This is a genomic window from Pseudidiomarina xizangensis, from assembly GCF_052541995.1.
In genome coordinates this window covers 131,880-157,021 of sequence record NZ_JBOBQA010000005.1, presented here as the reverse complement: position 1 = coordinate 157,021, position 25,142 = coordinate 131,880, and the positions used below count along the sequence as shown (strand labels likewise).

Below are 25,142 nucleotides of genomic sequence, written 5' to 3'. Positions count from 1 at the left end.
TTGATTAATTAGACAGGTTGGACTATATTCCTATTAATTATTCAATAGTGGGAACATAGTCCCTATAGTTGGTGTTATGTCTAAGCGTGATTTACACAATGTACTGTTTCCGAAGCAGCGAAAAATCCTTGCCCATTTCGGTGAGGACTTATTGTTAGCTATGAAGCGACGTGGTTTTACTAAGAAACTAGTGTGTGAGCGAACGGGCTTTGATCATAAAACCGTGAACAAAGTTTTCGCAGGAGATCCGGGGGTTGCCATAGGCACTTACTTGAAGATCATGGCTGTGCTTGGAATGGAGAGAAACTTTGCAGAAATGGCCGCTCACGACGAAGTAGGTATCAAGCTGCAAAACATGAAATTGCTGGAAGGTTCGAAATGAGCCGTGAAATCGTCGAAGTCTATGCCGACTGGCATCCAATTGAAGAACCACTGCTAGTGGGGCAACTTGCTTACAGTGACTCAAGCCGAGGCGGCGTGTTTAGTTTTGCGTACAATAAAGCATTTCTAACCTCAGCGTATCGCTTGCAAATAGACCCAATGTTGACACTTCACTCAGGTGAGCTTTACAACGACGAAGCTGATAAAAACTTCCGTGCATTTTTAGATTCATCCCCCGATAGGTGGGGCCGTATTTTGATGCAACGCCGTGCGGCTATTGAAGCGCGAAAGGGCATTCGAGCAACGAGTCGATTAAGCGAATTGGATTATTTGCTAGGCGTACATGATTCGTACCGAATGGGAGGGATCCGATTTAAGCGAGCTGGATCGGATGCTTTTTTGGATGACAATGCTGAGTTTTCTGCACCGCCAATGGCTTCGTTACGTGAGTTAGAGTACGCCGCCATGCAGATTGAAAAAGACGATAACATTGGCAGTGATGAGTACTATCGCTGGTTAAAAATGCTTATTGCGCCTGGTTCATCATTAGGCGGGGCGCGGCCTAAGGCTTGTGTGACTGATGAACAAAATCATTTATGGATAGCTAAGTTTCCCAATTTAAACGACACCCACGATGTGGGTGCGTGGGAGATGGTCTGTTATGAGTTGGCTTTGCTGGCGGGTGTTGACATGTTTCCAAGTGAGATCAGGCAGTTTTCATCACAGCACCATACCTTTTTAACAAAACGCTTTGACCGCCAAGGAGAGCAGCGGCTACATTTCTCATCGGCCATGACCCAGCTGCACTACTATGATGGTGAACAATCTCAAGGTGCCAGCTACTTAGAGATTGCGGAGTTTCTTTCCATACAGGGCGCGCAAACAGAAGTTGACTTAGCACAATTATGGCGTCGTATTGTCTTTAATATTGCGGTGTCTAATACGGATGACCACCTGCGTAACCATGGTTTTTTACTGACTAAGAATGGCTGGAAATTATCACCTGCTTATGATTTAAACCCCATCGTTGGTAAGCATGGCCTACACCTGAATATTACGGATAATGATAACGCCTTAGACTACGACTTAGCCTTTGAAGTAAAGGACTTCTTTCGGCTTTCTCAAACCCATGCCACTCAAATTTACGACGAAGTGCTGAATGCGGTTATGCAATGGCAAGCCGTTGCTAAGCGATTAGGGATCAGCCGAGCAGAGCAAGCCATGAAAGAGTCTGCGTTTAATGTTTAATGAGCTTGAAGAAGCTCTGGGGCCAACCGCTGGCGAAGTCGTTGAAGAGCAAGCCATCACTTATACCCGCAAAAATCTTCTCCGCCCGCGCATTGATGGATCACTGCCAACACCAGACTAATTATTAATTGATGCTGTGTTCGCGGCGGGCCTCGATTTGCGCCGCGGGTAACTCGCCGCCGACGATCGGCTCAAGCGCAAACTGCACTTTAGGAATCAGCGCTTTGAATTCAGCCAGCATGGTTTTTCCGTTCACCGTTTCATTAAACACCAACGTCACCCGCAAACTTTCAGGGAACTTCGCATAGTCGACGGTGTGAGTGAGCCATTCAAAACCGCTGCAGGTAGGTTTCGCCGCTTCGCAGACAGCGGTCAGCTCGCGGACGATATCACGCTCTAGCTTTTTGTCGGTTTTGCGCATCGGTGTGGCTCCTAGGGTTAGTAATTCCGATTTTCGGGCGATTACAATTTGAGAACTGAGGCGAGAACGGCGGGCTGGACCCGTAGTAGAACTACGGGCTACGTGTGTACGTATTTGCCAGTGTGCGCGGGCGCCAAGTATTATTCGATGTTCTGGATCTGCTCCCGCATCTGCTCAATCAGCACCTTCAGTTCGACGGCGGCGGTGGTGATGTCGGTGTTGATGGACTTGGAGCCGAGGGTGTTCGCTTCGCGGTTGAATTCTTGCATCATGAAGTCGAGGCGGCGGCCGCAGGCTCCGCCTTTGCGCAGGATTTTGCGGGTTTCGACGACGTGGGTATCGAGGCGATCGAGTTCTTCGGCAACGTCGGTTTTTTGCGCCAGCATCACCATTTCGCTTTCCAGGCGCTGTGGGTCCAGTTCAACCTTGGCATCCTCCAGCCGGGTGAGTAAACGTTCACGTTGCCATTCGAGTACTTCTGGCATGCGCTTGCGTACGAACGCAGCTTGCTCGGCTACGCCTTCTAAACGCTCTTCGATCAGCTGCTCCAGCGCCTTACCTTCGCTTGCACGGTTATCGATAAATTCAGCAACAGCGGTATCAAACGCGCTTTTCACGTCCGCCTGAATCGCATCCATATCGTCTTCGCTTTGGGCGACCACGCCTGGCCAGCGCAACACGTCGAGCGGGTTCAGGTAAGACGACGAGCTTTGGTTGGAGATCCAATTGGCACTGGAGATCACGCTTTTCGCTAACTCTTCGTTCAGTTGCAAGCCGCCTTCAACTTTCTGTTCGATGTTGAGGCGCAGGTTGCACTCCACTTTGCCGCGCTGCAGTTGCTTGCGCAGTTTCTCGCGCAGCATGTTCTCCATCGAACGAAACTGCTCAGGCAAACGGAAATAGGTTTCTAAAAAACGTTGATTCACTGAACGCAGTTCCCACGTCGCTGTACCCCATTCGGCTTTCAGTTCGTGGCGCGCGTATCCGGTCATGCTTTGGATCATAATGATGCTCTCTTAACTTGAATTGACGCTAGTTTAGCATTGTTTGGCGCAAGGCAAAATTTAGCTCGCAACAACATTAGCAAAAGACCTATAAAGTTTGACGTTCGTTGTTTCTCAGCAAAAGTGATTGAATGGATCACTTATAAATAATTATCATCAGGTGATATTCGCATGGATGTGGATTATACTCTTGAAACGTTGTTGGACTTAGACGGTGAAGTTATCTATCAGGAACTTGGTTACTGGATTCTTATTGAAGCACGGGCTGTCAGTTCAAATGATCGCGTTCCTCATGGAATTAAGTACTCGCTTACGCTCCACGACATGCAGGGGAAGCGCGTACTCGGAATGGATAACGCGCACCCAATAAAGAAAGCAACTGCGTTCGGGAAAGCACCCGAGTACAGCGATCACATACATACGGCGAATGGAAATATCATTCCCTATAATTTTATCAACGCCGGCAAGCTACTCGAGGACTTCTTCGATTTAGCTGATGCGTTCATGAAGGAGATGCATTAATGTCAATTCTACATATTGGTGTTAAACCACAGCTTGAAATTCGTGCACGTCTCATTGCTATTGCAAAGGGTGAAATTAAGCCAACAAAAGATGAACCACGAGTGTGGTTTCCCTCAATTCGGTCGCTTGCCGAGGTTTTGTCTGATCAAAATCGCGAATTGCTAAAAATGATCGCTGAAAAAGAACCTCAATCATTGAAAGAGCTAGCTACACTCTCAGGCCGCGCACCCAGCAATCTCTCGCGCTCGTTAAAAACGATGTCGCATTACGGCTTGGTGAAAATGGAAAAGCATGAGAAGTCTGTAAGGCCAATAGCAGTAGCAACAGAATTTCAAATCCACATCTGATATAATCGCCGCCCAAATTACTTAAAGCTTATTTCCAGTTAAAGGAGCCAGCCCATGCGTCCAAGTGGTCGTACTGCCCAGCAAATTCGTCCGGTGACCATTACCCGCAACTACACCTGCCACGCCGAAGGCTCGGTGCTGATTGAGTTCGGCGACACCAAGGTGTTGTGCACCGCCAGCGTGGTGAAAGGTGTGCCGCGGTTCCTTAAAGGTAAAGGCCAGGGCTGGGTGACGGCGGAATACGGTATGTTGCCGCGCTCGACCCATACCCGTATGGATCGCGAAGCTGCGCGTGGTAAGCAGGGCGGTCGTACTGTTGAGATTCAACGCTTAATTGGCCGTTCGCTGCGCTCGTGTGTTGACCTGGCTGCGCTGGGTGAGAACAGCATCACCATCGACTGCGATGTGTTGCAGGCTGATGGCGGTACGCGCACCGCATCGATCACTGGTGCTTGTGTGGCGCTGGTCGATGCACTGAACTGGATGCGCAAACAAGGCATGGTCAAAACCAATCCGCTGAAAGGTTTGGTCGCGGCAATTTCCGTCGGTATTTACAACGGTCACGCCGTTGCTGATTTGGACTATCCGGAAGATTCCAAAGCCGAGACCGACATGAACGTGGTCATGACCGAAGCTGGTAAGCTGATCGAAGTGCAAGGCACCGCCGAAGGCGAACCTTTCTCGTTCGATGAGATGAACGAAATGCTCGAGCTCGCGCGCCATGCCATCCGCGAACTCATGGAACTACAAAAACAAGCTTTAGCTTAATTTGTAGCCCGTAGTTCTACTACGGGGTTAGTCAGCAGATGACGCGAAAATACGCAATAAAATGACATCGCCTTTGCGGATAGTCTGACCCGTACTAGAAGTACGGGCTACGGGTACGGGTACGAGGTAACCATGAAAAAATACCAAAAAGATTTCATTGCCTTCGCCATTGAACGTGGCGTTTTAAAATTCGGTGAATTCACGCTGAAGTCCGGGCGTACCAGCCCTTACTTCTTTAATGCCGGTTTATTCAACAAGGGCGCAGACTTGGCGCGCCTGGGGCGTTTCTACGCGGCAGCGTTGCAAGACAGCGATGTTGACTACGACGTGCTCTTCGGCCCGGCTTACAAAGGCATTCCCATTGCCACGGCCGCAGCCATTGCGTTGTACGACACCTATCAAAAAGACGTGCCTTACTGCTTCAATCGCAAAGAAAAGAAAGATCACGGCGAAGGCGGCAACTTAGTGGGCTCACCGCTTAAAGGCAAGATCATGTTGGTCGACGATGTGATCACCGCAGGCACGGCCATTCGCGAATCTATGGAAATCGTCAAGGCCAACAATGCCGAGTTAGCGGGAGTCTTGATTGCGCTCGACCGCCAGGAAAAAGGTCAGAGCGAGCTCAGTGCCATTCAGGAAGTTGAGCAGGACTTTAATACCAAAGTGGTCAGCATCGTCAAACTTAACGATGTTATCAGCTACTTAGAAAAAAGCCCCGAGCTGGCTGAGCACCTCGAGGCTGTTACAACGTATCGAGCACAGTACGGCGTCAGCTGACGCCGTACTTCGCCAACTCAATTTAAAACGCTTCCGACGGCACGTATTGCAAGCCAACCCGCGCATTCACAACCTGACATTCAGCACCGGCTTTTTTCGTGGTCACCCCGTCACCGCCAACCAGCGTTAACGCAAACTGCTCTTGCTTCACTTCGATGCTGTTGCGATCGTTACACAACAAGCGCAAGGCATCGTACATGCCACGGCCATCAAGGAAGTTCGTGGTCGGATTTTCTTGTACCACCTTGGCCGTGTCCGCCAGACTCACATTGGTGATCTCGTCACCGGCAAAAGTACCGCTTGAACCTGCCATCATGTAATGGAAGCTTGCCGCTACCGCACGTTCGTTTTGCTGCGCGCCGAGGGCAAAGAACACCCCACGTTCGCCAACAACTTTAAAGTCGCCCGACTTCAAATTGACCATCAGCGCTGTTGCCGCATCAATGCCAACTGCCAAAGGCACGCGATTGGTCGCCGCAACACGTAACAAACGGCCGTGACGCCCTTGTTCGCCCACTTGGGTATCAAGGGTTGCCCAACGGAATAAACCAGCGCCACCGAGCGGATGGTAGGTTGCACTATTTTCATTCAAGGCGCGCGGGCAGGTGTCGTCTTTATGACAGCCGTAACCTGGGGCCCGTGCTGAGTGTGCACCATCTTTTAACGCTTCGCGGCTGGTACCGCCCGACAACATGGCTTTACTCGTCAGTACGTTTACTGCCATACCAGCAGCCGCTACCACCAACTGTTCTTCCGCAACACGCTCGGCGATAGCAACGGCAAACGCATTAGGTTCGTTCAATTGGGTTACGAATAACGGCCGTAATAAATCCGCTGAGCCGTCAGCGATAAAAATCGCATCGGCGGTACGCAGCGGTGCTAAAGCATCGCCAGCTTCACAAAATGCCAGTTGCCGCACATGTAAATCGGCATGCACCTTGCCGCGCCGGTAGGCATCCATTTCGCTTTCACGAAACTTATCCAGCTCGGCGCAGGCATCTGCTTCACGCGCCGCCATTACCGCTACATCTAGCGGCAACCATGAGGCATCAGCGCCAGCAGCGGCGAAACTTTGCAGGTAATAATTCACTTTATCCAGGCTGTCGCGCTGACCGGCAGTCAGCACCAACACATGCGGGGTCTCGTCGTCGGCAACTTTAGCTGCCTGCGTTACGACGTGACGCAATAGTTCAGGCTGTACTTTATTTTTGGTCAGCTCCAGGTTCACACCATAGCTCACGTCATCGGGTACCCGCATTTCCAGATAATCGATCATCATATTCCACTCGCCTTCCGACAATTGGTCGTACATATAACGAGTGGCACGACGGGTAAACTCTGCTAAAAAGACCCGCTCGGAAATAACGTCCTGCTTCATGCGGTCATGCAGCAGATCCAGAGCTTCACGCAGATCATCGCGCACATTACGGCGCATCGCTGACCAGTTTTTATCCTCCAGTAGCGGCTCCACGTAGCTGTCGCTGAGGTTTACGTAGCGATCTGAACGCATCGCGTCGCGGTCGATCCAGTCGGTATCGCCGCAGCGCTGCCACGCCATACTGGAACAAACCTCAAGGGGCTGCCCTATGGCGATAAACGGGAAAAAATCACTTTTAGTTGACGCGCCATCCGCAGCAGCGGCCGACGCGGTTACTGAATTTAAACTTGCACTCACCCCTGCAACAATTGCCAGGCATGTGATTAAAATAGACTTACGCATGTACTTACTCCTAACTGACTTGCGTTTATTGTAACAGCTTTTCTTAAGCGACCGAGGTGCTATACTTCCGCGTAATTCAATAGACCCTCATAGAGGCCTTTAAGTTGCATTATTTTCGCACCATCACCGCCGTAGTTCTGGTTGTTACCTGCATGCTGTTCAGTACCTCTGGCTGGGCGCAAGACGAGGAACAACAGCTGCCAGAAGAGCTGGTGTTCCGCGCAGCAGAACCCTCGCCTATTGCTAATTTTGTGGTGCAACTTTTTACCGAAGCTTACGGTAAGTTAGGCATAAACTTACGCTTTGAAGATATGCCACGCAATCGCAGTTTAACCGAGGCCAACAAAGGTCGCATCGCCGGAGAAATGGGTCGTGTCGAGCGTTTACACGACGAATACACCAATTTAGTGCGGGTTGATTTTCCGCTATTTGACTCCGAAGTGGTCATGGTTGCCGACCGGCGCGAGTGCGGTTTGTGTGGTTTTTCTACTATTGAGAGTTTCGCTTATATTGGTGGTACGCAGTCCGTTGAAGAGGTACTCGAGGAAGGCGCAATTGATATGCCGAGAATTAAAGCTGTTAACTTTACCCAACTTGAATTGCTTTATACCAATGACCGCGTCGATGCTATTTTGGTAAATGATTTTGAGGCGGAGCAGTTACAAGCAGTCGATGAGTACACCATTTTCGTGCCCTACAAGCGCAATACCGGCTATCACTTTTTACACCGGAAATACGCCTTTCTGGTACCCAAACTTGAGACGATTCTCACCGATATGCTTAGCAGTGGGCGGGTGCTCGAAATCATCAACGAAAATAGTGCACATATTCGCACTACCCTTGGTTTTGAAAATCCTCCTAACTTCGGCAGCATTCGCTTGTCAGCAGGTTTATGGCCGGAGTACACCAACGCTGACGGTTCCGGCGCCTATTGGGATGTCATGGGGCGGATTTTTGCCCCCGTCGCCACAGATATCGACTTGCACGCCAACACCTTTAGTCGTGCCTACCGTGGACTAGATGACAATCGCTTTGACGCTTTGGTTGGCGCATTAGGTCAACAAACCCCAGATAACACAATCGTGTCACGCAACCACATCGACTTTGACAGTCCACTTTATCTGTTCGCAGCTTCCGAACAAGATATACAAGCAGTGCAAGCCGGTACCATGCAACGTCCGATTTGTCATGTCGCGGGCTACGAATACGAACAACTGCTCTCTGCTGACCTCACCTACTATTCCGCCGATAGTCATCTGGACTGCTTCGCCATGCTCGATATGGGCCGTGTGGGTGCGGTGGTGAGCTATCCGGAGAATGTCCCTGACTGGACCAACTCACCTTATACCATGATAAAATTACGTGACGCGTTGCCGATTCATGTGGCGTTTCAAAAGACGCCACACGGCTATCGTTTGCGCGACTGGTTCGACATTAAGTTTCGCGAAATGGTGGAAACTGGCATCATAAAAGACATCTACACTGATGAAATGATTCAGCGGGCCTACTTGCATTTGAGCTTTGCGCGTAGTGCCAACACCACCATACCGGCCGGGATTCGGGGCACTGCCTGGTGATCAGCGTAAGATAACAAGGACAACCTTTCATGTTCCATATTGCTTTGCATACTCCGGTCATGCCGGCCAATACCGGTAATATTATTCGGCTTACGGCCAACAACGGTTGCCAGTTACATCTAATTGAGCCACTAGGCTTTGATTTTGAAGAGAAAAAACTACGCCGGGCTGGGCTGGACTATCATGATCTCAGCAATATAAAGCGTTACCCGAATTTCGCCGCGTTTAAAGCGGCCATGGGCGAGCGGCCACTATTTGCCTGCACTACCAAGGGTAGTCGCAACTACACTGCAGCCACCTACCCAAACGAGTCGGTACTACTTTTTGGTTCAGAAACCAGTGGTTTACCCGATGCAGTTATGGCCCAGTTCGATAGTGAACATCGGATTCGTATTCCGATGATGCCCAATAACCGCTCGCTTAATCTGGCCAATGCCGTTGCCATCATCAGCTATGAGGCCTGGCGGCAACACGACTTTACCGGAGGCAGTTAAGTGACCGAAGAAAAACCTAAGCCTGTTCGCGACTATGCCTTCTGGGTAAAACTCGCCACCCGCGCTTCGGTAAGTGTCGCGCTGACGTTGATCGTGGTTAAACTGTGGGCTTGGATCAGCACCGATGCGTCGAGCATGTTGGCCTCAGCCACCGACTCCATGCTCGATACGCTGGCCTCGCTATTTACCTTTTTCTCGGTACGTTATGCGCTGCAACCTGCAGACTATGAACATCGCTTTGGTCACGGAAAAGCAGAATCTTTAGCGGCGCTGGTACAATCTGCACTGATAACGGGTTCCGCCATGTTGCTGCTGGTGCACAGCGCGCAGCAATGGTATCAGGGCGGCACCGTGGCCAAACCGGCGCTAGGTATCTACGTATCGATTTTTGCTATCGCGCTGACGCTGGCCTTGGTGTTGTTGCAGCGCTTAGCGATAAAGCACACGCAGTCCAAAGCCATTGCCGCCGATCACCTACATTTTCAGTCGGACTTACTGCTTAACAGCGCGGTTATTGTCGCGCTCGGGTTAAGTGCTTATGGCTGGTACTGGGCAGATAGCGTATTTGCGATTTTGATTGCGATCTACCTGGCATACGGTGCCATCAAAATTGGCTGGGAAGCGTTCCAGGGATTAATGGACCGCGAGCTGCCAGAGCCCGATAAAGAGAAGATCGTCGCAGTGCTTAAAGCCACAAAAGGCATTCATGGTTGGCATGATCTGCGTACCCGCGCTTCAGGGCAGATGCGCTTCATTCAGTGTCATGTTGAACTTGACGACCATCTATCGCTGCGCGCGGCGCACGATATTGCCGACGGCGCCGAGCAAAAACTGCGGGAATTATTTCCGGAAACCGATGTGATTATTCATATGGATCCGCTGTCTGCAGTGCCTGCTCACCCTGGAACCAAGTCAACAACCGAGTAACCACGGGTTCGCGGTAGGTATCACTCTCAATAAAAATCTCATGTTTGGCGCCTGCTACAACCATTACCTGGCTATGTGGGTGCGATAAGGCACAGACAAATTCTTGCTGCGCTCGCCCATCCACCACCGTATCGCCGCCGGCTTGCACCACCAGCACTGGAATATGAATGTCGCCAGCTTCGGCAATCGCCTGTCGGGCAGCACTTAAGGCTTCAGCTATCCAGCGGAAGGTTGGCCCACCCAACTGCGCTTCAGGGTGCTCCTGATAATGCTCGCGAAAGGTCTGGTAACGCGCCAGGCTATGTGACAGTTCATTGTCCTTGAAAGGTGTTTCGACATAGTCACCAGTGCCCGGAAAGTACCAAGCTGTTTGCGGGCTAAGGAGCTGATTTAGTGCCGCCCCGGCGCGCGTTACCGCTACCGCCAACCAGTGCGGGATCCAACCCGTTTGAATACCAAACATTGGCGATGACAACACCGCCGATTTGACGTTATGCGGGTAACGAGCCAAATAAAGCGCTGCGATAGCTCCGCCCATGGAATGGGCAACCAGGTGTACGGGCAGCTCGACGCCGTAATGTTCATTCATATGCTTTTCAGCTTCACGCACGAAGCCCGCGAAATCATCAACAAAATCGTCAAACTCATGCACATGACCATTATGAGGATTGGGCGTTAAACGATCAGAAAATCCCTGCCCCCGGTGATCGATAATTGCCACTGCATAGCCCTGTTGACCCAGTTCCCACACCAGTTCCGGATATTTGATGGCACCTTCAATACGGCCAGGGCTGATCAACACTAAAGCTTTCGCGTTTGGCGGACGTATCAGGTAATAGCACAGATTTATTTCGTGCGGCCGCTGCATATAAAAGCGCTCGGCGTATTCATGCCAATACGGCATCACCGTGTCTTGGTAGAACGCTTGCCATGCAGGTTTGTTATCGTCGTGCACTGCTATGCTCCTATCAAAGGCAGATTGACGGATACCTCCAGGCCGCCATCGGGATGATTCCGTGCCGTTACCGTACCACCTAATACCGCGGCAGCACGCAAACTTAGCGCCATACCCAGACCAACCCCAGCCTTATGATTGCGCGATGGATCAGCACGGTAGAACGGTGTGAACAACTGGCTCAACTGGTCTTCTGGTACGCCCGAGCCATGATCACGAATCACCATAGTGTAATCACTCGCAGTGACCTGGCAACTGATTTCAATACTGTCGTCGGTATACTGCAACGCATTGCGCACCAGGTTCTCGATAACTAATCGCAGCAGTTCTGGGTCGCTTTCGGTAACCGGCCACTCGCCCCCCGCTTCGATTTGTACGCGCTTACCCTGAGTGGCATCAACGTAACGCAGGTCTTTAGCCAACAGATCGACCAGTGCGCGGGTATCCACTTGTTCCGTCTGCAACTTAACCAGGCCATTCTCCAGCCGTGATAACGACAAAATTCTTTCGATGATAGTACTGAGTCGTTCTAAATCCCGACCCAACTGCGCCATGTGGTTTTCCTGCGCTGCTCGGGTGTCGTTATCCTGACTGAGCATTAAGGCCACCTGCATACGCGCCAGCGGCGAACGCAGCTCATGAGATACGTCTGAGAGTAAGCGCCGCTGAGCATCGCGGGATACTGCCAGATCATGCGCCGTGGTCTCCAGTGCTCGGGCCAATTCCCCCAGCTCGTCGTTGCGTTTCGGTAGCCGTCTTAAATCCAGGAATTCGCTTCCCTTGGCGATTTCGCGCATAGCCTGCGTTAACCGTCGTAACGGCATTACCAGCCAGGCACCCAGTAATATTGCTATCCCTAAACTACCCACCATCAAGGCTAAGGTTTGTGCGCGTTGGGTTTGTTTTTCGGTCAGTACTTGTTCTTCGCGTTCATTCGGCGTTATCGGTCGCGTCAGAAGAATACGGTAGCCTTCAAGCTGGAAAGGTCCCAGCAGTACGCGATTGCCAAGTGGAAACTGCTCAGGAACTTCAGCCTCAAGTTGCCGTATCAAACTATCGCGATGGTTCAGCGCTAGTGTCCGATCCAGCTGCAGGCGTTCCTGTCCGCTCGGGGCCAGGCTCGCCGCGACGCGATAATCGCCGGCCAATAAACGACCAGGAGTAAGTGAGCGAAAGGTTGCGACGTCAGAAAGCAGTGGCGCCAGGGAAGCTTGTACCTCTTCCGGCACTGGCTCGGCTTCAATAGGCTTGCTAAACCATAGCGCCAGCACATAACCACTGCTCGCTACCGCGAATAGCAACACCCAAAACAGTAACAGCAGTCGCAGTGAGAGCGAGTGGTACCAGCGCATGCAGAGCCTGCCCTAAGTTAAGCGAGACCGAGGATGCGATAACCGCGGCCGCGTACGGTTTGAATACGCTCTGGATTTCCCGGTAATTTTTTGCGGATATTACTGATGTGAACATCGAGGCTACGATCAAATGGCGCCAACGAGCGCCCTAAAGCTGCGATCGACAGTTGGTCTTTGCTGATCACTTCGCCTGCGCCACGCAACAGTGTGCGCAAAATATCAAATTCTGTTGGCGTGACCTCGAGCTCGATGCCATCACAAGTAGCTTTATTATTCACTGGATCCACTAAGAAGCCCGCAAATTCAGTGGCCTCTTGGCGTACACTGGTCGCCGGCGTACGGCGCAGCAGCGCTTTAATGCGAGCAATGAGCTCTTTCGGATAAAACGGTTTTGGTAAATAGTCATCGGCGCCTAACTCAAGACCCGCGACCCGATCATCGTCATTACCACGTGCGGTTAACATCAATACCGGCGTGTTTCGTGCTTGCTGGCGCAAGCGCTGCAACAACTGAAAACCATCAATTCCGGGCAACATAACATCGAGCAATATGAGATCGTAAGATCCACTTAAGGCGCGCTCCAAACCGGTTTCCCCGTCTGCCGCTAACGTTAATTGAAAACCTTCCTTGGTGAGGATCTGCTCTAACATACTGCTTAGTTCGGCGTCGTCATCAACAAGTAATAATTTGCTCATAAGTTTTCCTGCATTGTTCTAGTTAGCTTTACAGACTCAATATTATGTAAAGACGTACTTAAATAGATAGTGTATTTACGCTTCTTTTACCAACTCTTTCAACTTTCGGGTAAGGGTATTGCGGCCCCAGCCTAGCTTTTCTGCAGCCTGCTGTTTATGCCCATTGGTGCTCTCCAGTGCCAGTTCGATCGCAAGGCGTTCAATAGCCGTCATTAGCTCCGGTAATATGTCACTTTGGTGCTCGCTCAGTTGCTGTTTTAAATAGCTGCGAATACCTGCTTGCCAGTCATCCTGACGCGGCGTTGTCGCTTCTGACCTGGTAGAGTTTACTGCTGGCGGACTACTAATTGATTCTGGTAAATCTGCGACATCCACCCAACGTCCGGGCGCCATTACGGTGAGCCAGCGACAGGTGTTTTCCAACTGCCGCACATTACCCGGCCAACTGGCATCTTGTAGCTGGGCTTCAGCGGCTGCAGTCAGTTGCTTTGGTTCCGCATTCAATTCTTTCGCGGCTTTCTGTAAAAAGTGTTGTGCCAGTTGCGGAATATCACTGCGCCGCTCCGCCAGGGTAGGTAACTGCAAGCGGATAACATTCAGGCGATGGTACAAGTCTTCACGAAAGGTTCGCTCTTCAACACGCTGTTCCAATTGTTGATGGGTTGCAGCGATGATGCGGACGTTTACCCGTACTGGCTCGTAACTGCCCACCGGATAGAATTGGCCCTCGGCTAACACTCGTAACAAACGGGTTTGCACGGCCAGCGGCATATCACCGATTTCATCCAGAAACAGGGTGCCATCGTCGGCCTGTTCAAACCGTCCGCGCCGGCGTTGAGTCGCACCGGTAAACGCACCCTTTTCGTGACCGAACAGCTCAGATTCAATTAAATCACCCGGAATCGCTGCCATATTCAACGCGATGAAGGGCTTACCTTTGCGCGGGCTGTGCTCATGCAGCGCCCGGGCTACTAGCTCTTTACCTGTACCCGAGGCCCCGGTGAGAAGCACGGTTGCACTGGACTGCGATAACCGCCCAATCGCCCGAAATACATCCTGCATAGCAGGGGCAGCCCCTACTAATCCAGCAGGGGCTGCCCCTTCTGTGGATAACTTCTGCTGCGGGGTTTGCATGGCACGCCGCAAGGTGCGTAGTACTTCGTCGAGATCGAAAGGTTTGGCGAGGTATTCAAAAGCGCCACCTTGGAATGCGCTTACTGCGGAGTCGAGATCCGAGTGCGCGGTCATCACCACCACGCGTAAGTTGGGGTAATGGTTCTGAACATACTCCAGCACCGCCAGTCCATCATCGCCGGGCATGCGGATATCGGTCAGTAACACCTGCGGCTGACTCTGTTCTAGAGCCTCATACAAACTGGCCGCATCGGCAAAGCTACGACTGGCAATTTCGGCGCGCTGTAGTGCTCGCTCGAGCACCCAGCGAATCGAACTATCATCATCAAGTAGCCATACTGGCTCGTTACTTTGCATGGTCCGTTCCGTTCGCGTGACGCGTTTCGATATAAGGTAAATAGATTAAAAATCGGGTGCAGCGCGGCTCCGACAAGACTTCAATTTTACCGGCGTGCTGGTGCACCACATTTTGCGTGATCGCCAGACCGAGTCCGGTTCCCCCTGCGCGACCACTGACCATTGGGTAAAACAGGGTATCTTTCAGTTGCTCCGGCACACCCGGTCCGTTGTCCTGTACTTCAATCACGGCGCAGCGGCGGTAACGTTGCCCATACAGCGTCTGCTGGTGCAACACCCGGGTTCGCACCATGACTTCCCCCGCATCAGCCATACCGGTATCGGCGATGGCTTCGCTGGCATTCATCACCACATTCAATAGTGCCTGTTCGATGCCATCAGCGGCCATGGTCAGTTCTGGTAAGCTCGGATCATAGTCGCGCTGGAACTTAATTTTCGGCGCCGCGCTAAGCTGTGCCACCGCAATCACTCGTTCAATCACTTCATGCACGTTGGTTGCCGCACGCTCGGGCAACTCATGTGATCCCAGCATACGATCGACCAGATTGCGTAACCGATCGGCCTGGCTGATAATTAGATCGGTGTAGTCGTGCAGCTGTTGATCAGCGAGTTCTCCCGCCAGTAGCTGCGCTGCACCTCGTAATCCACCAAGTGGATTTTTGATTTCATGCGCCAGCCCACGAACGATACTGTGTGCGGCTTGCAGCTGTTGTTGCTGCGAATTTTCCTGATTGATGCGGCGGATTTGGTCGACTTGTCGAAGTTCAAGCAGCACCTGTGCTGCACCGGTTTTTGCTGTTAATGGCTGCGCCACGAACTCAATGGTGACGCGCTGCCCATCGTGAAAGATCCAGGTAACATCGCTATCCGACACACTTTGTTGGTCGTGTAAGGCTTGTCTGAGTACTTCGGGTTCTAACGAGCTGTAACTGAACAAGCTAAATAGCGGTGCGCCCAGCAGGCGTTTGCGACTGCCATCAAGTAGGGTTTCAGCGGCGGCATTCATGTAGCAAATATGCAGATGCTCATCGAGCTGCACAATGCCGGTAAGCAGCTGATCCCAATCCGGTTGCACCAAATTGGTGCAATCAGTTTTGGCCACTCGTCCCACCGCTGGTGTTATTCAGTGCCGGATTAAGAATCGAGGCCTGATGCATAAAAATTACTGTGGTATCCGACCGTGCCAGCTCTGCGCCTTGCTCGCTAAACATACGCACCTGTAAACGGTGTTCACCACGGTTGAGGCCATCCAGAGAAACACCGGTAGCTGCGCCCTGATAGGCAACCTGACTATCCACATACAGTTCGTAGCTTAAGCGGCCGCGGACATTCTGCACCTGTGCAGTCCAGGCGACATTAAGCCGGCCCTGGTTGTCGCGAATGGTTTCTTCATGGCTGGGACGAACGATTTCAACACTTGCGGTCACTTCATTATCTTGTTCGGCAGTGTCTTGCGCCGCGAGCTCAGATTCCGTGCGCGTGACGGGCGCAAAGTCACTGGTCACGGTATTGATATTAATGCGTTCAGCACCTTCTTGCTTTTGATCGGTGTAGATCACAGTGCCATCTTCTAATACTTTTCGATAAACCTGTGCTTCGCTAGTTGCCCCAACAACAAGGAGGCTCACGATGCTCACTACGAAAAGTACATTGCGTAATAACGGTTGCATCGCACTGCCTCCTTTTATGATGTTGTAGCGCTAAACCCGCAGTCGTTTAGACACTGTAGTACAGATCGAATTCAATTGGGTGCGTGGTCATTTTCAGCGTCATGACTTCTTTCTGTTTGAGTGCGATGTACGCATCAATCATATTATCGGTCATTACGCCGCCCTGCTTCAGGAAGTCACGGTCTTTATCGAGTGCTTCCAACGCCATCTCGAGTGAATGACATACCGTTGGAATTTCTTTCGCTTCTTCTGCTGGTAAGTCATACAGATCTTTGTCCATCGCATCGCCTGGATGGATTTTGTTTTTAATACCGTCAAGACCAGCCATTAACAAAGCACTAAAGCACAAGTATGGGTTGGCAGCAGGGTCTGGGAAGCGCACTTCGATACGACGACCTTTGGCATTAGATACCAATGGTATCCGAATCGATGCTGAACGGTTACGTGCTGAGTAAGCCAACATAACCGGCGCTTCGAAGCCTGGCACCAAGCGCTTATATGAGTTGGTTGCCGGGTTTGCGAAAGCATTGATTGCGCGGGCGTGTTTAATGATACCGCCGATGTAGTACAACGCAGTTTCGCTAAGACCACCATATTTGTCGCCGGCAAACAGGTTTTTACCGTCTTTCGCTAATGACATGTGTACGTGCATACCTGAACCGTTGTCACCAACAATTGGCTTCGGCATAAAGGTAGCGGTCATGCCGTATGAGTGCGCAACGTTGTGCACCACGTACTTGTAAATCTGGATTTCGTCAGCTTTTTTGGTCAGCGTATTAAAGCGGGTTGCCACTTCGTTTTGACCCGCTGTTGCCACTTCGTGGTGATGCGCTTCAACTACTAAGCCCATGTCTTCCATCACCGTGCTCATAGTGTTACGGATGTCGTGCGCCGAATCTACCGGTGGTACCGGAAAGTAACCGCCTTTGACGCTTGGACGGTGGGCTAAGTTACCGTCAGCGTATTTTTTACCTGAGTTCCACTTGGCTTCTTCTGCTTCAATTTTGTAGAACGAGCCGCTCATGTCAGTGTGAAAACGCACATCGTTAAACAGGAAGAACTCTGGCTCCGGGCCAAACAGTGCTGTGTCAGCGATGCCTGCGCTTTGCAGGTAGGCTTCCGCGCGACGGGCGATTGAACGCGGGTCGCGATCATAGCCTTGCATGGTATCTGGCTCAAGAATGTCACATACCACATTCATGGTCATTTCATCTGTAAACGGGTCCAGCACGACTGAACCACAGTCTGGCATTAGTACCATGTCGGATTCATTAATACCTTTCCAACCGCCAATCGAAGAACCATCGAACATTTTACCGTCCTGGAAAAAATCTTCGTCGATTTGCGACACCGGGATGGTGACGTGTTGCTCTTTACCCTTAGTGTCGGTAAAGCGCAGATCTACGAATTTTACTTCGTTTTCTTTAATAAACTTCATTACGTCTTGTGGTGTCGACATGTGTTCCTCCGGAATCGCGAATGTCTGTTGGTATTTATAGCAAAGAGCGTTCAACGAAGAGCGTTATTTGCTGTTTGCTGTTCGTTTAAAGATTGCAAGCACCGTGCCAAAATTAACTTACCCTTATTTTTCAGGATGTTATAACTTTATGTAGCGCAGCACACTCGCTTTTCTTTAGCGGAATCGCTTGTTTGCCCAACTTTTGCACCATTATAGTGCATATTTGCGCACCATGATAGTGCAATCAGGAGGGGCTGCCCCCTGTGGATAAGTCGAAGACTTACCACAGGGCGCGGTGGAATGGGGGGTTAGCTGCGGCGTTTCAGTAATGATGCGTACAGCAGTGGAATCACCACTAAGGTAAGCACCGTCGACACCGCTATACCGAATATCAGGCTCACCGCAAGACCATTGAAAATCGGGTCGTCGAGAATAAAGAAAGCACCCATCATCGCCGCTATAGCAGTTAACACAATCGGCTGACTGCGCACCGCAGCTGCTTGGATCACCGCGTCATTAAGCGGTTTTCCCGCAGCCACGGCTTCACGTACAAAGTCGACCAACAAGATCGAATTACGCACAATGATCCCCGCCAACGCAATCATGCCGATCATCGAGGTTGCCGTGAACTGAGCACCGAGCAACGCGTGGCCAGGCAAAATGCCAATCAGTGTGAGCGGAATCGGCGCCATGATCACCAATGGCGTACCATAACTGCCAAAATGCCCGACCACCAGCAAGTAAATCAGCAACAGCCCGACAGCGTAGGCCAGACCCATATCGCGAAAGGTCTCGTAGGTGATCTGCCACTCACCGTCCCATTTCACTGCGGCCTGATCCCACTCCGTTGGTTGGGTGATGTAGCTTTGTGGTAGGTCAATGTTGCCCGCAGCAGCAAACAACCCATATAAGGGCGAATCGAGCTCGCCAGCCATATCTGCTGTCACATACACCAGTGGACGTAAATCTTTGTGAAACCGCGGCTGTTGTAGCGGCACTTCAACCCGCTCCATAAAGGCACTCAGCGGCACGTTGGCACCCTGCTGGCTGGTGACCGTCAAAGCACTTAATTGCGCTAGCTGGCTCTGCCAGGCCCCCGGTAAATACAACTGTACCGGCACCGGCTGGAGCTGATCAGACAGCGCCACATAGGTCACCGGCATACCATGCAAGGCAGTTTGCAAGGCTTGTACGGCTTGTTCTGGGTTAACTCCAAGTTGAGTGGCGCGGGCATAGTTCACTTGCCAGATTTCTTCGCTACCAGCAGCTACTAAGGTGGTATCTACATCGACGACCCCTGCAGTTGCCGCGAGTTCGTTCTGCACCAACACGGCCGCAGCTTCACGTTCCGCAGCTGAAGGTCCATAAACCTCGGCGACGATCGGCGCCAGCACCGGTGGTCCGGGCGGCACTTCAACCACCTTTAAATGCCCACCCGCAGCCGCAACAATAGGCGTTAACAATGGCCGAATCGCCAGTGCCACTTGATGGCTAGCGCGGTCACGATCGTCCTTGCCGGCCAGCGTGATCTGAATGTCGCCCTGATGCGCCGCGTTGCGTAAATAGTACTGCCGCACCAAACCATTAAAGCCAATCGGCGAGGCGGTACCGGCATAAATTTGCGTCGCGGTAACTTCGGGCACCTCATCCAGCTGCTGTGCCAGCTGCAACAATACCGCGTTGGTTTGCTCCAGACTGGTATTCTCCGGCATGTCGAGCACCAGTTTGATTTCACTCTTGTCGTCGAACGGCAGCATTTTCATCACCACCGCCTGCACCACTGTTAGCCCCATTACTGCAATAATCAACGCAATCAGTCCAAAGCCCAAAAAGTAGCGCTTTTTGCGACTTTCCAGTAGCGGCTGCATGATTTTGGTAAAGAAACCCAGTAAGCGACGATCTTTTTTACTCTCGCCGTGACCCTCCTGGTCGTTGCTACTATCGCGCATCACATGCCGTGCCAGCCACGGTGTCACCGTTAGCGCAATGATCAGCGACAACAACATGCCCATCGACGCGTTAATCGGAATAGGGCTCATGTACGGCCCCATCAAGCCACTGACAAAGGCCATCGGTAACAACGCAGCAATAACCGTGAAGGTCGCTAAAATTGTCGGTCCCCCGACTTCATCTACGGCCGGCGGAATGGCATCTTTCAACGATTTACCCATGCCCAGATGACGGTGAATGTTTTCCACCACGACAATGGCATCATCAACTAAAATACCAATTGAAAAAATCAGCGCAAATAACGACACCCGGTTCAAAGTAAAGCCCCAGGCCCACGAAGCGAATAGTGTGGTAGCCAAGGTCAGTACTACGGCACTGCCAACCACCACAGCCTCGCGTTTACCTAGTGCGAATAACACCAATGCCACCACCGAAATAGTCGCAAAAATAAGTTTCTGAATAAGTTTTGAGGCTTTATTGTCAGCGGTTTGACCATAGTTGCGCGTTACCTCAACATTAAGCGCCGGTGGTAACCATTGCTGCTGCAGAGTGGCTACCCGATCGAGTACGCGCGCGGCTACATCGACGGCATTTTCGCCGGCTTTCTTGGTCACCGTTAGCGTCACCGCTGGTCCCGCTTCCGCATTTTTTGCGCGCGACCAAACATAACGGGAAGGCCGATTGGCACCGTCACTGACCTCAGCTACTTGCGCCAAACGTACCGGTCGGCCGTCAACTACAGCAACAATCAGCTCGCGTAATTCCTGGGCACTGGCAATAAACCCTCCGGCTTGCACCGCAATCTGCTCACCTTGTACTAACCGATAACCGGCCTGGGCGCTGACGTTTTGCCGCATGAGCGCCTGCGCGACCCGGCTAATATCTAAACCCACCTTGGCCAGCGCCGTGCTATCGAGCGTGACATTCAACTGTTCGGGTTCTGCCCCAATCACTTCGACGTCTCGCACCCCGTTCACATTTTGCAGTGGCGCTCGCAGCGTATCGGCTACCGACTTTAAATCAAGCTCAGCGGACGTTAAGGTCAGCCCCAGAATAGGAACATCATCGATGCCTCGGGCTTTCACCAGCGGTTGGCTGGTTTGCGGATGCTGCTGCTGCCATGACGCTAAGGTATCAAATAGCTCCACCAAGGCTTTATCACGCGGTACGCCTACCTCGAACTGCACGGTCACCAGCGCTTGTCCCGCTTGTGATACCGAATAGATATGCTCGATGCCCTGCATTCGCGCGAAGTGTTGCTCCAGTGGTGTCGCTAATTGTTGCTCCACTTGATCCGCCCGAGCTCCGGGAAATGCCACCATGACATCGGCCATGGTCACATCAATTTGCGGCTCTTCTTCTCGCGGCGTGATCATCGCCGCCATTAAACCTAGCAGCAGACCAAATAATGCTAATAGTGGAGTAATCTGCGAACGCTCACCCCAAGCCGCCAACCGCCCGGCAATGCCCATCTTAGTTGCCATATTGCACCACCTCGTCGGCAGCTAAACCGGCGACGATTTCCACCAACTCGCCGTAATGACCGCCAATGCGGACGGCGCGCCAACTGCCATCGGCCAGCTTAACCAAGTTCATTTCGCCTTGCCGATACAACGCTGCAGCGGGTACGACAATACCTTGATGCTCAGCAACTTTGAGTTGTACGGTTTGCCACTGGCCCGGCAAAAACCCGGTGTCTTCTGGCAAACTCAAGCGGATTCGTTGCGTGCCTGACTGTTGATGGGCGGTAGGGAACACCATAAAACTGGTTGGCTGAACCCCAGCAACCCGAGCCCATGCAAATTGCCCTGCAGCGCTTGCATAGCCAGCTGGAATATCTACATGTATGCGTAATTGCGCCGGATCGAATCCACTCATTAGTGGGGTACCCGGCTGCACCAGCTCGCCTGGCTCGACCAGGCGTTCACTGACAACACCGCCATAGGGTGCTTTCACTTCGGTGTACGACAACTGTTCCTGCGCCCGCGTCACTGCAGCAGCAGCGTTTTTCTGCTGCGCTTGTGCGTTATCCAGATTGGCCTTCACCCGATCTTGTTCGGCATTCGGTAGCAGCCGCTGTTCCACTAGCTTCACCACTCGGTCGTACTCTTGCTGTGCCGCCAGCAAACTTGCTTCAGCTGCTGCCAACTGTGATTGCGCCTGACTTAGGGCTTGGTACTGATCAACTGAGGTGATAGTCACTATGGTCGCGCCTGCCGCGACCTGATCACCTACTTCCACCAACACCCGCTCGACCCGACCGGAAACCTGAGCGGAAACGGTCGCCGCGTTGGTCGCTTCCACCACACCTTGCAGTTGCAGGTAATCGGCCAGCTGTTGTTGCGTTGCGGTAGCGTTTTGTAACGCATGCAACGGCGCTATACCACCGAGCAGCGTAACCATAGCGAACGACGTTAGTACCCAAGTGCGCAGTAGAGTCTTCATAGTCATGCCCTTAATCTATTCCGTTCAATGAACGTATTTTAGGACATTCTAAAATACAAATCCAGTTTGTCTCCGAAATTGTTGAACAATAGTCATTCCCAACTAGTATTTCCTATGCTAATTTTGCTATTCAATACCTATTTTAAAAGCTTATGTTTACTCGTTTTAGTCCTTCAGCAGCCCGTAAATTCGTTATCGCCGTCGCGAGCTTTTTCATCATTAACGGCCTCGTCGGCATTATCGAATTTAGCTTTTATCAAGACCAACTTTTAATGGCCTTGATACCTGCTACGCTGTCTGCCGCGACCTTGCTGATTGGTTTCGGCTCTATAGCCCTATGCCTGCGTAAAAAAAAGCTTTTGCGCGCTATCACCGCGGTACTAGTTCTGCTGTTGGCGGCCATTCTCTGGCTAATTAACTACACCGATATCAGCCATCTGGTTGCCTTACCTCTCGAAATTGTAATTCCGATTCTGACCGGTACCGCGTTACTGTTCTTGTTTCCACCAACCACTGCGGTGGGTCGCGTGATTTGGCCTTTAGGCATCGCTTTTGACTTTATTATTTTTGCGTTCCTGCAAGCCAATCTCTGGGGGCTACCAATACTCCCCAACTTCGAGCCGACTCAGACTAATTTCCCCGCCTTAACCTTGGTGGCGATTCTCACTTTGTTCGGCACGCTTGCCTTTGCAATTTTATACCAACTGGCAAAACAACCACCGACCGTCAATACCGTGCCCAAGCGAACCGTATTTACTCTGATGACCATTGCAACTATTGGCTTTGGGGTCTGGTATTCAATGAACTTGAACAACCTTGCGACCGTGAGTAATGACGCGCGTACCAAAACCACCATGATTGGTAGCATGATCGACGACACCTTAATCGAACAACGTAAGCTTGCGCAGCGCATTCAGCAACGTTTAACCAACATCGACGATAGCCAAAGCTATCAACGCCTATTGCGATTTGATTTGGAAACCTATCAACGGGACTACGACATCGTTCGTGGCTTTGTGATTTATGACGAACAACTAAAACCAGTCGATACCACTGGCTTTGGTAAAGCATTTTTGGAACAGGGTTTTCTTTCGTCTTCCCGTTTTCATGAATGGCTAAAATCGACAAATGTTAGCATTGAGATGATTATTAGTGGCACATCACTGGCCAGCGAAAACCCTATTTTTATGCTTTCGATACCCACACGGGCACCTCAGGGACAGCTATTTCGTGTAGTGATGCTACTTGATGTTAATCAAGTCATAAGTACCAAATATTTAGGTCCTTTTGAAAGTATACAAACCTATTTGCAGCTCACCCCAGAGTTGCTATTACCCATGGGTCGCGGCGACAACGAAATACTTACCCAAAATCAGTTAAAACAACGCTTCCCACATTACGTCTCAGCCGAAATTAAACTTGATAGCGCCGGCCAAGCAACCTTTTTCAGCGTGCTGCGCGATTATTCGCAGTTGCGCGGTGACGCCTTAGTAAACCAGCTGATGCTATGGTTAACCTTTGCCTTCATTTTCATTTATGTACTGGCCGAGGATAACGCCCAGCGTCTAACTGAAAAGCAAGACGAACTGCGTTATCTCGCGCGGCACGATGACGTCACTAACCTGCTGCGCCGCGATGTATTCAATAAGTTTCTGCAAGACTGTGATAAGACCGCCGGCGAGCACTTTCGTGCTATGTTGTTTTTGAACCTTGATGGCTTTAAACCTATCAATGACAGTCTGGGTCAGCGTCTGGGTGACAACGTGCTGGCTGAGACTGCGGCGCGCATTCGCGCGGTGGCACCGAGCAATGCTCAACTGGCGCGGTTTAGTGGCGATGAGTTTGTGGTTTATTTTGAGAGCTCTGATCTGATTGACTTGTCACCCCTTACCAATGAGCTGTTGCAAGTCATTCGTAAACCCTATCTGATCAACAATTTAGAAGTCCATCTTACCGCCAGTGTAGGTTCGGTAAGTAGCAATGGCAGCGACCGTTTCGCGACTAACATGCTGCAGCACGCAGAAGTCGCCATGAATCAGGCCAAGCAGCTTGGTGGCAATTTGGCGCGCCATTTCGTTCAACAAATGGCGCACGATTATCAGCGCCAGGTTCATCTGCGAAATGCACTACAGATTGCGCTAGATAAAAAAGAATTAAAGGTCTTTTATCAGCCCATTTATGACACCCAAACTCACGAAATCGTTGCCTTAGAAAGCCTGGTCAGATGGCGCGATCACGGTGAGTTTATCTCGCCAGCAGAGTTTATTCCGATTGCCGAAAATACTGGGCAGATCATCCCCTTGGGCGAGCAAGTACTGGAACAGGTATTAAGTGATATCAAGCAATATCCGGTATTACAACAACTACAGGTTGCGGTGAATGTATCGGCGCAACAATTACAACGCTACGATTTTGCCAAGCTGCTTCAAGCGCGTTTGCAACATCACCACATCAACGCCAGCAATTTAACCCTCGAGCTCACTGAAGGTATTTTTGTCGGTGAAGGCAAAGCAACCATTGCTTCGTTGCAAGCGTTACGCGATTTAGGTTGTTGTGTCGCGATCGATGATTTTGGCACCGGCTTTTCCAGTTTATCGTACTTAAATCGCTTACCTGCTGATGTCATCAAAATTGACCGTGCATTCACTGCCGGACTCACCGAAGACAGCGAATTACAGGCAGTGGTGCGTGGTATTATCGAACTTTGTGCCTACCTTGGCAAAGAAGTTGTGGTCGAGGGTGTGGAGAGCGCAGCACAGTGCGAGATCTTCAGCCAGCTTGGCGTACAGCGCTTACAAGGCTTCTATTTTGCACGACCAATGCCTCTCGCAGACGTACTTAAACTGCTAAATAATTAGGGCGAACAATATTTCGCCTGCTATTTGTACAAAAAAGCTGTATAATCCACGCCATTTTTCACCCCCCAATCAACAGGCTTG

Annotated in this window: 23 protein-coding genes; 11 read left to right on the top strand and 12 right to left on the bottom strand. The window is 51.2% G+C overall.

The genetic code is table 11. The features are described from left to right. Positions 1-76 precede the first annotated feature (76 nt). From ACQ5ES_RS11130 to ACQ5ES_RS11120, 3 genes are read left to right on the top strand one after another with little or no spacing between them, the layout of a single operon-like run. Positions 77-382, top strand: coding sequence for a transcriptional regulator (locus tag ACQ5ES_RS11130; protein ID WP_445016839.1), 306 nt, complete (start codon positions 77-79; stop codon positions 380-382). Beyond that, positions 379-1,629, top strand: a complete 1,251-nt coding sequence (locus ACQ5ES_RS11125) for a type II toxin-antitoxin system HipA family toxin (RefSeq protein ID WP_445016837.1) — start codon at positions 379-381, stop codon at positions 1,627-1,629. The genes ACQ5ES_RS11130 and ACQ5ES_RS11125 overlap by 4 nt, the downstream gene beginning before the upstream one ends. After that, positions 1,622-1,750, top strand: coding sequence for a hypothetical protein (locus ACQ5ES_RS11120; protein ID WP_445016835.1), 129 nt, complete (start codon positions 1,622-1,624; stop codon positions 1,748-1,750). The genes ACQ5ES_RS11125 and ACQ5ES_RS11120 overlap by 8 nt, the downstream gene beginning before the upstream one ends. A gap of 3 nt (positions 1,751-1,753) precedes the next feature. On the opposite strand, the gene ACQ5ES_RS11115 is transcribed toward ACQ5ES_RS11120, so the two are convergent. Then, entirely contained in the window at positions 1,754-2,050 is a 297-nt protein-coding gene (locus tag ACQ5ES_RS11115; protein ID WP_445016833.1) for a hypothetical protein, read from the bottom strand. Between the two features lie 140 nt (positions 2,051-2,190). Continuing rightward, positions 2,191-3,054, bottom strand: a complete 864-nt coding sequence (locus ACQ5ES_RS11110; protein WP_445016831.1) for a YicC/YloC family endoribonuclease — start codon at positions 3,052-3,054, stop codon at positions 2,191-2,193. Between the two features lie 171 nt (positions 3,055-3,225). Here ACQ5ES_RS11110 and ACQ5ES_RS11105 point away from each other — a divergent pair, with 171 nt between their 5' ends. The 4 genes from ACQ5ES_RS11105 (at position 3,226) to pyrE (ending at position 5,468) form a co-directional block, all read left to right on the top strand. Further along, the gene (locus ACQ5ES_RS11105; protein ID WP_445016829.1) at positions 3,226-3,576 is read left to right on the top strand and encodes a toxin-antitoxin system TumE family protein; all 351 of its coding nucleotides are present in this window, start codon (positions 3,226-3,228) and stop codon (positions 3,574-3,576) included. Then, positions 3,576-3,923 (top strand): HVO_A0114 family putative DNA-binding protein, encoded by a 348-nt coding sequence (locus ACQ5ES_RS11100; protein ID WP_445016827.1) that lies wholly within the window; start codon positions 3,576-3,578, stop codon positions 3,921-3,923. The genes ACQ5ES_RS11105 and ACQ5ES_RS11100 overlap by 1 nt, the downstream gene beginning before the upstream one ends. A 54-nt stretch (positions 3,924-3,977) precedes the next feature. Beyond that, positions 3,978-4,691 (top strand): ribonuclease PH, encoded by a 714-nt coding sequence (rph, locus tag ACQ5ES_RS11095; RefSeq protein WP_445016825.1) that lies wholly within the window; start codon positions 3,978-3,980, stop codon positions 4,689-4,691. Between the two features lie 132 nt (positions 4,692-4,823). Then, positions 4,824-5,468 (top strand): orotate phosphoribosyltransferase, encoded by a 645-nt coding sequence (gene pyrE / locus ACQ5ES_RS11090; protein WP_445016823.1) that lies wholly within the window; start codon positions 4,824-4,826, stop codon positions 5,466-5,468. 22 nt (positions 5,469-5,490) lie between these two features. On the opposite strand, the gene ACQ5ES_RS11085 is transcribed toward pyrE, so the two are convergent. Beyond that, positions 5,491-7,188 carry a type 1 glutamine amidotransferase family protein gene (locus ACQ5ES_RS11085; RefSeq protein ID WP_445016821.1) on the bottom strand — a complete coding sequence of 566 codons (1,698 nt, stop codon included), beginning with the start codon at positions 7,186-7,188 and terminating at the stop codon, positions 5,491-5,493. 104 nt (positions 7,189-7,292) lie between these two features. Here ACQ5ES_RS11085 and ACQ5ES_RS11080 point away from each other — a divergent pair, with 104 nt between their 5' ends. Genes ACQ5ES_RS11080 through fieF form a run of 3 tightly spaced genes read left to right on the top strand, consistent with a single transcriptional unit; the run spans position 7,293 to position 10,186 of the window. After that, positions 7,293-8,765, top strand: coding sequence for a transporter substrate-binding domain-containing protein (locus ACQ5ES_RS11080; RefSeq protein WP_445016819.1), 1,473 nt, complete (start codon positions 7,293-7,295; stop codon positions 8,763-8,765). Between the two features lie 29 nt (positions 8,766-8,794). Further along, positions 8,795-9,259: a tRNA (cytidine(34)-2'-O)-methyltransferase gene (locus ACQ5ES_RS11075; RefSeq protein WP_445016817.1), complete on the top strand. Its 465-nt coding sequence runs from the start codon at positions 8,795-8,797 to the stop codon at positions 9,257-9,259. Beyond that, positions 9,260-10,186 (top strand): cation efflux pump FieF, encoded by a 927-nt coding sequence (gene fieF, locus ACQ5ES_RS11070; protein WP_445016815.1) that lies wholly within the window; start codon positions 9,260-9,262, stop codon positions 10,184-10,186. Here fieF and ACQ5ES_RS11065 read toward each other — a convergent pair. The 9 genes from ACQ5ES_RS11065 to ACQ5ES_RS11025 form a co-directional block, all read right to left on the bottom strand. Further along, positions 10,122-11,141 (bottom strand): alpha/beta fold hydrolase, encoded by a 1,020-nt coding sequence (locus ACQ5ES_RS11065; RefSeq protein ID WP_445016813.1) that lies wholly within the window; start codon positions 11,139-11,141, stop codon positions 10,122-10,124. The genes fieF and ACQ5ES_RS11065 overlap by 65 nt on opposite strands. Before the next feature lie 2 nt (positions 11,142-11,143). Then, positions 11,144-12,493 (bottom strand): sensor histidine kinase, encoded by a 1,350-nt coding sequence (locus ACQ5ES_RS11060; protein ID WP_445016811.1) that lies wholly within the window; start codon positions 12,491-12,493, stop codon positions 11,144-11,146. A 17-nt stretch (positions 12,494-12,510) separates the two neighbouring features. Continuing rightward, positions 12,511-13,188 carry a response regulator transcription factor gene (locus ACQ5ES_RS11055; RefSeq protein ID WP_445016809.1) on the bottom strand — a complete coding sequence of 226 codons (678 nt, stop codon included), beginning with the start codon at positions 13,186-13,188 and terminating at the stop codon, positions 12,511-12,513. A 75-nt stretch (positions 13,189-13,263) separates the two neighbouring features. Continuing rightward, a complete protein-coding gene (ntrC, locus tag ACQ5ES_RS11050) occupies positions 13,264-14,679 on the bottom strand; it encodes a nitrogen regulation protein NR(I) (protein ID WP_445016807.1) in 1,416 nt (471 codons plus the stop codon). Next, complete coding sequence (gene glnL, locus ACQ5ES_RS11045) at positions 14,669-15,781, bottom strand: nitrogen regulation protein NR(II) (RefSeq protein ID WP_445016805.1); 1,113 nt, start codon at positions 15,779-15,781, stop codon at positions 14,669-14,671. Before glnL ends, ntrC begins: the two co-directional genes overlap by 11 nt. Beyond that, positions 15,768-16,349, bottom strand: a complete 582-nt coding sequence (locus tag ACQ5ES_RS11040) for a hypothetical protein (RefSeq protein ID WP_445016803.1) — start codon at positions 16,347-16,349, stop codon at positions 15,768-15,770. The genes glnL and ACQ5ES_RS11040 overlap by 14 nt, the downstream gene beginning before the upstream one ends. A 46-nt stretch (positions 16,350-16,395) precedes the next feature. Continuing rightward, positions 16,396-17,808: a glutamate--ammonia ligase gene (gene glnA / locus ACQ5ES_RS11035; RefSeq protein WP_445016801.1), complete on the bottom strand. Its 1,413-nt coding sequence runs from the start codon at positions 17,806-17,808 to the stop codon at positions 16,396-16,398. Between the two features lie 308 nt (positions 17,809-18,116). Further along, a complete protein-coding gene (locus ACQ5ES_RS11030; RefSeq protein WP_445016799.1) occupies positions 18,117-21,242 on the bottom strand; it encodes an efflux RND transporter permease subunit in 3,126 nt (1,041 codons plus the stop codon). Beyond that, positions 21,232-22,203 (bottom strand): efflux RND transporter periplasmic adaptor subunit, encoded by a 972-nt coding sequence (locus tag ACQ5ES_RS11025; RefSeq protein WP_445016797.1) that lies wholly within the window; start codon positions 22,201-22,203, stop codon positions 21,232-21,234. Before ACQ5ES_RS11025 ends, ACQ5ES_RS11030 begins: the two co-directional genes overlap by 11 nt. 152 nt (positions 22,204-22,355) lie before the next feature. On the opposite strand from ACQ5ES_RS11025, the gene ACQ5ES_RS11020 reads away from it, so the two are divergent. Continuing rightward, on the top strand, positions 22,356-25,061 hold the full coding sequence (locus tag ACQ5ES_RS11020; protein WP_445016795.1) for a putative bifunctional diguanylate cyclase/phosphodiesterase: 2,706 nt from the start codon (positions 22,356-22,358) through the stop codon (positions 25,059-25,061). Positions 25,062-25,142 lie beyond the last annotated feature (81 nt).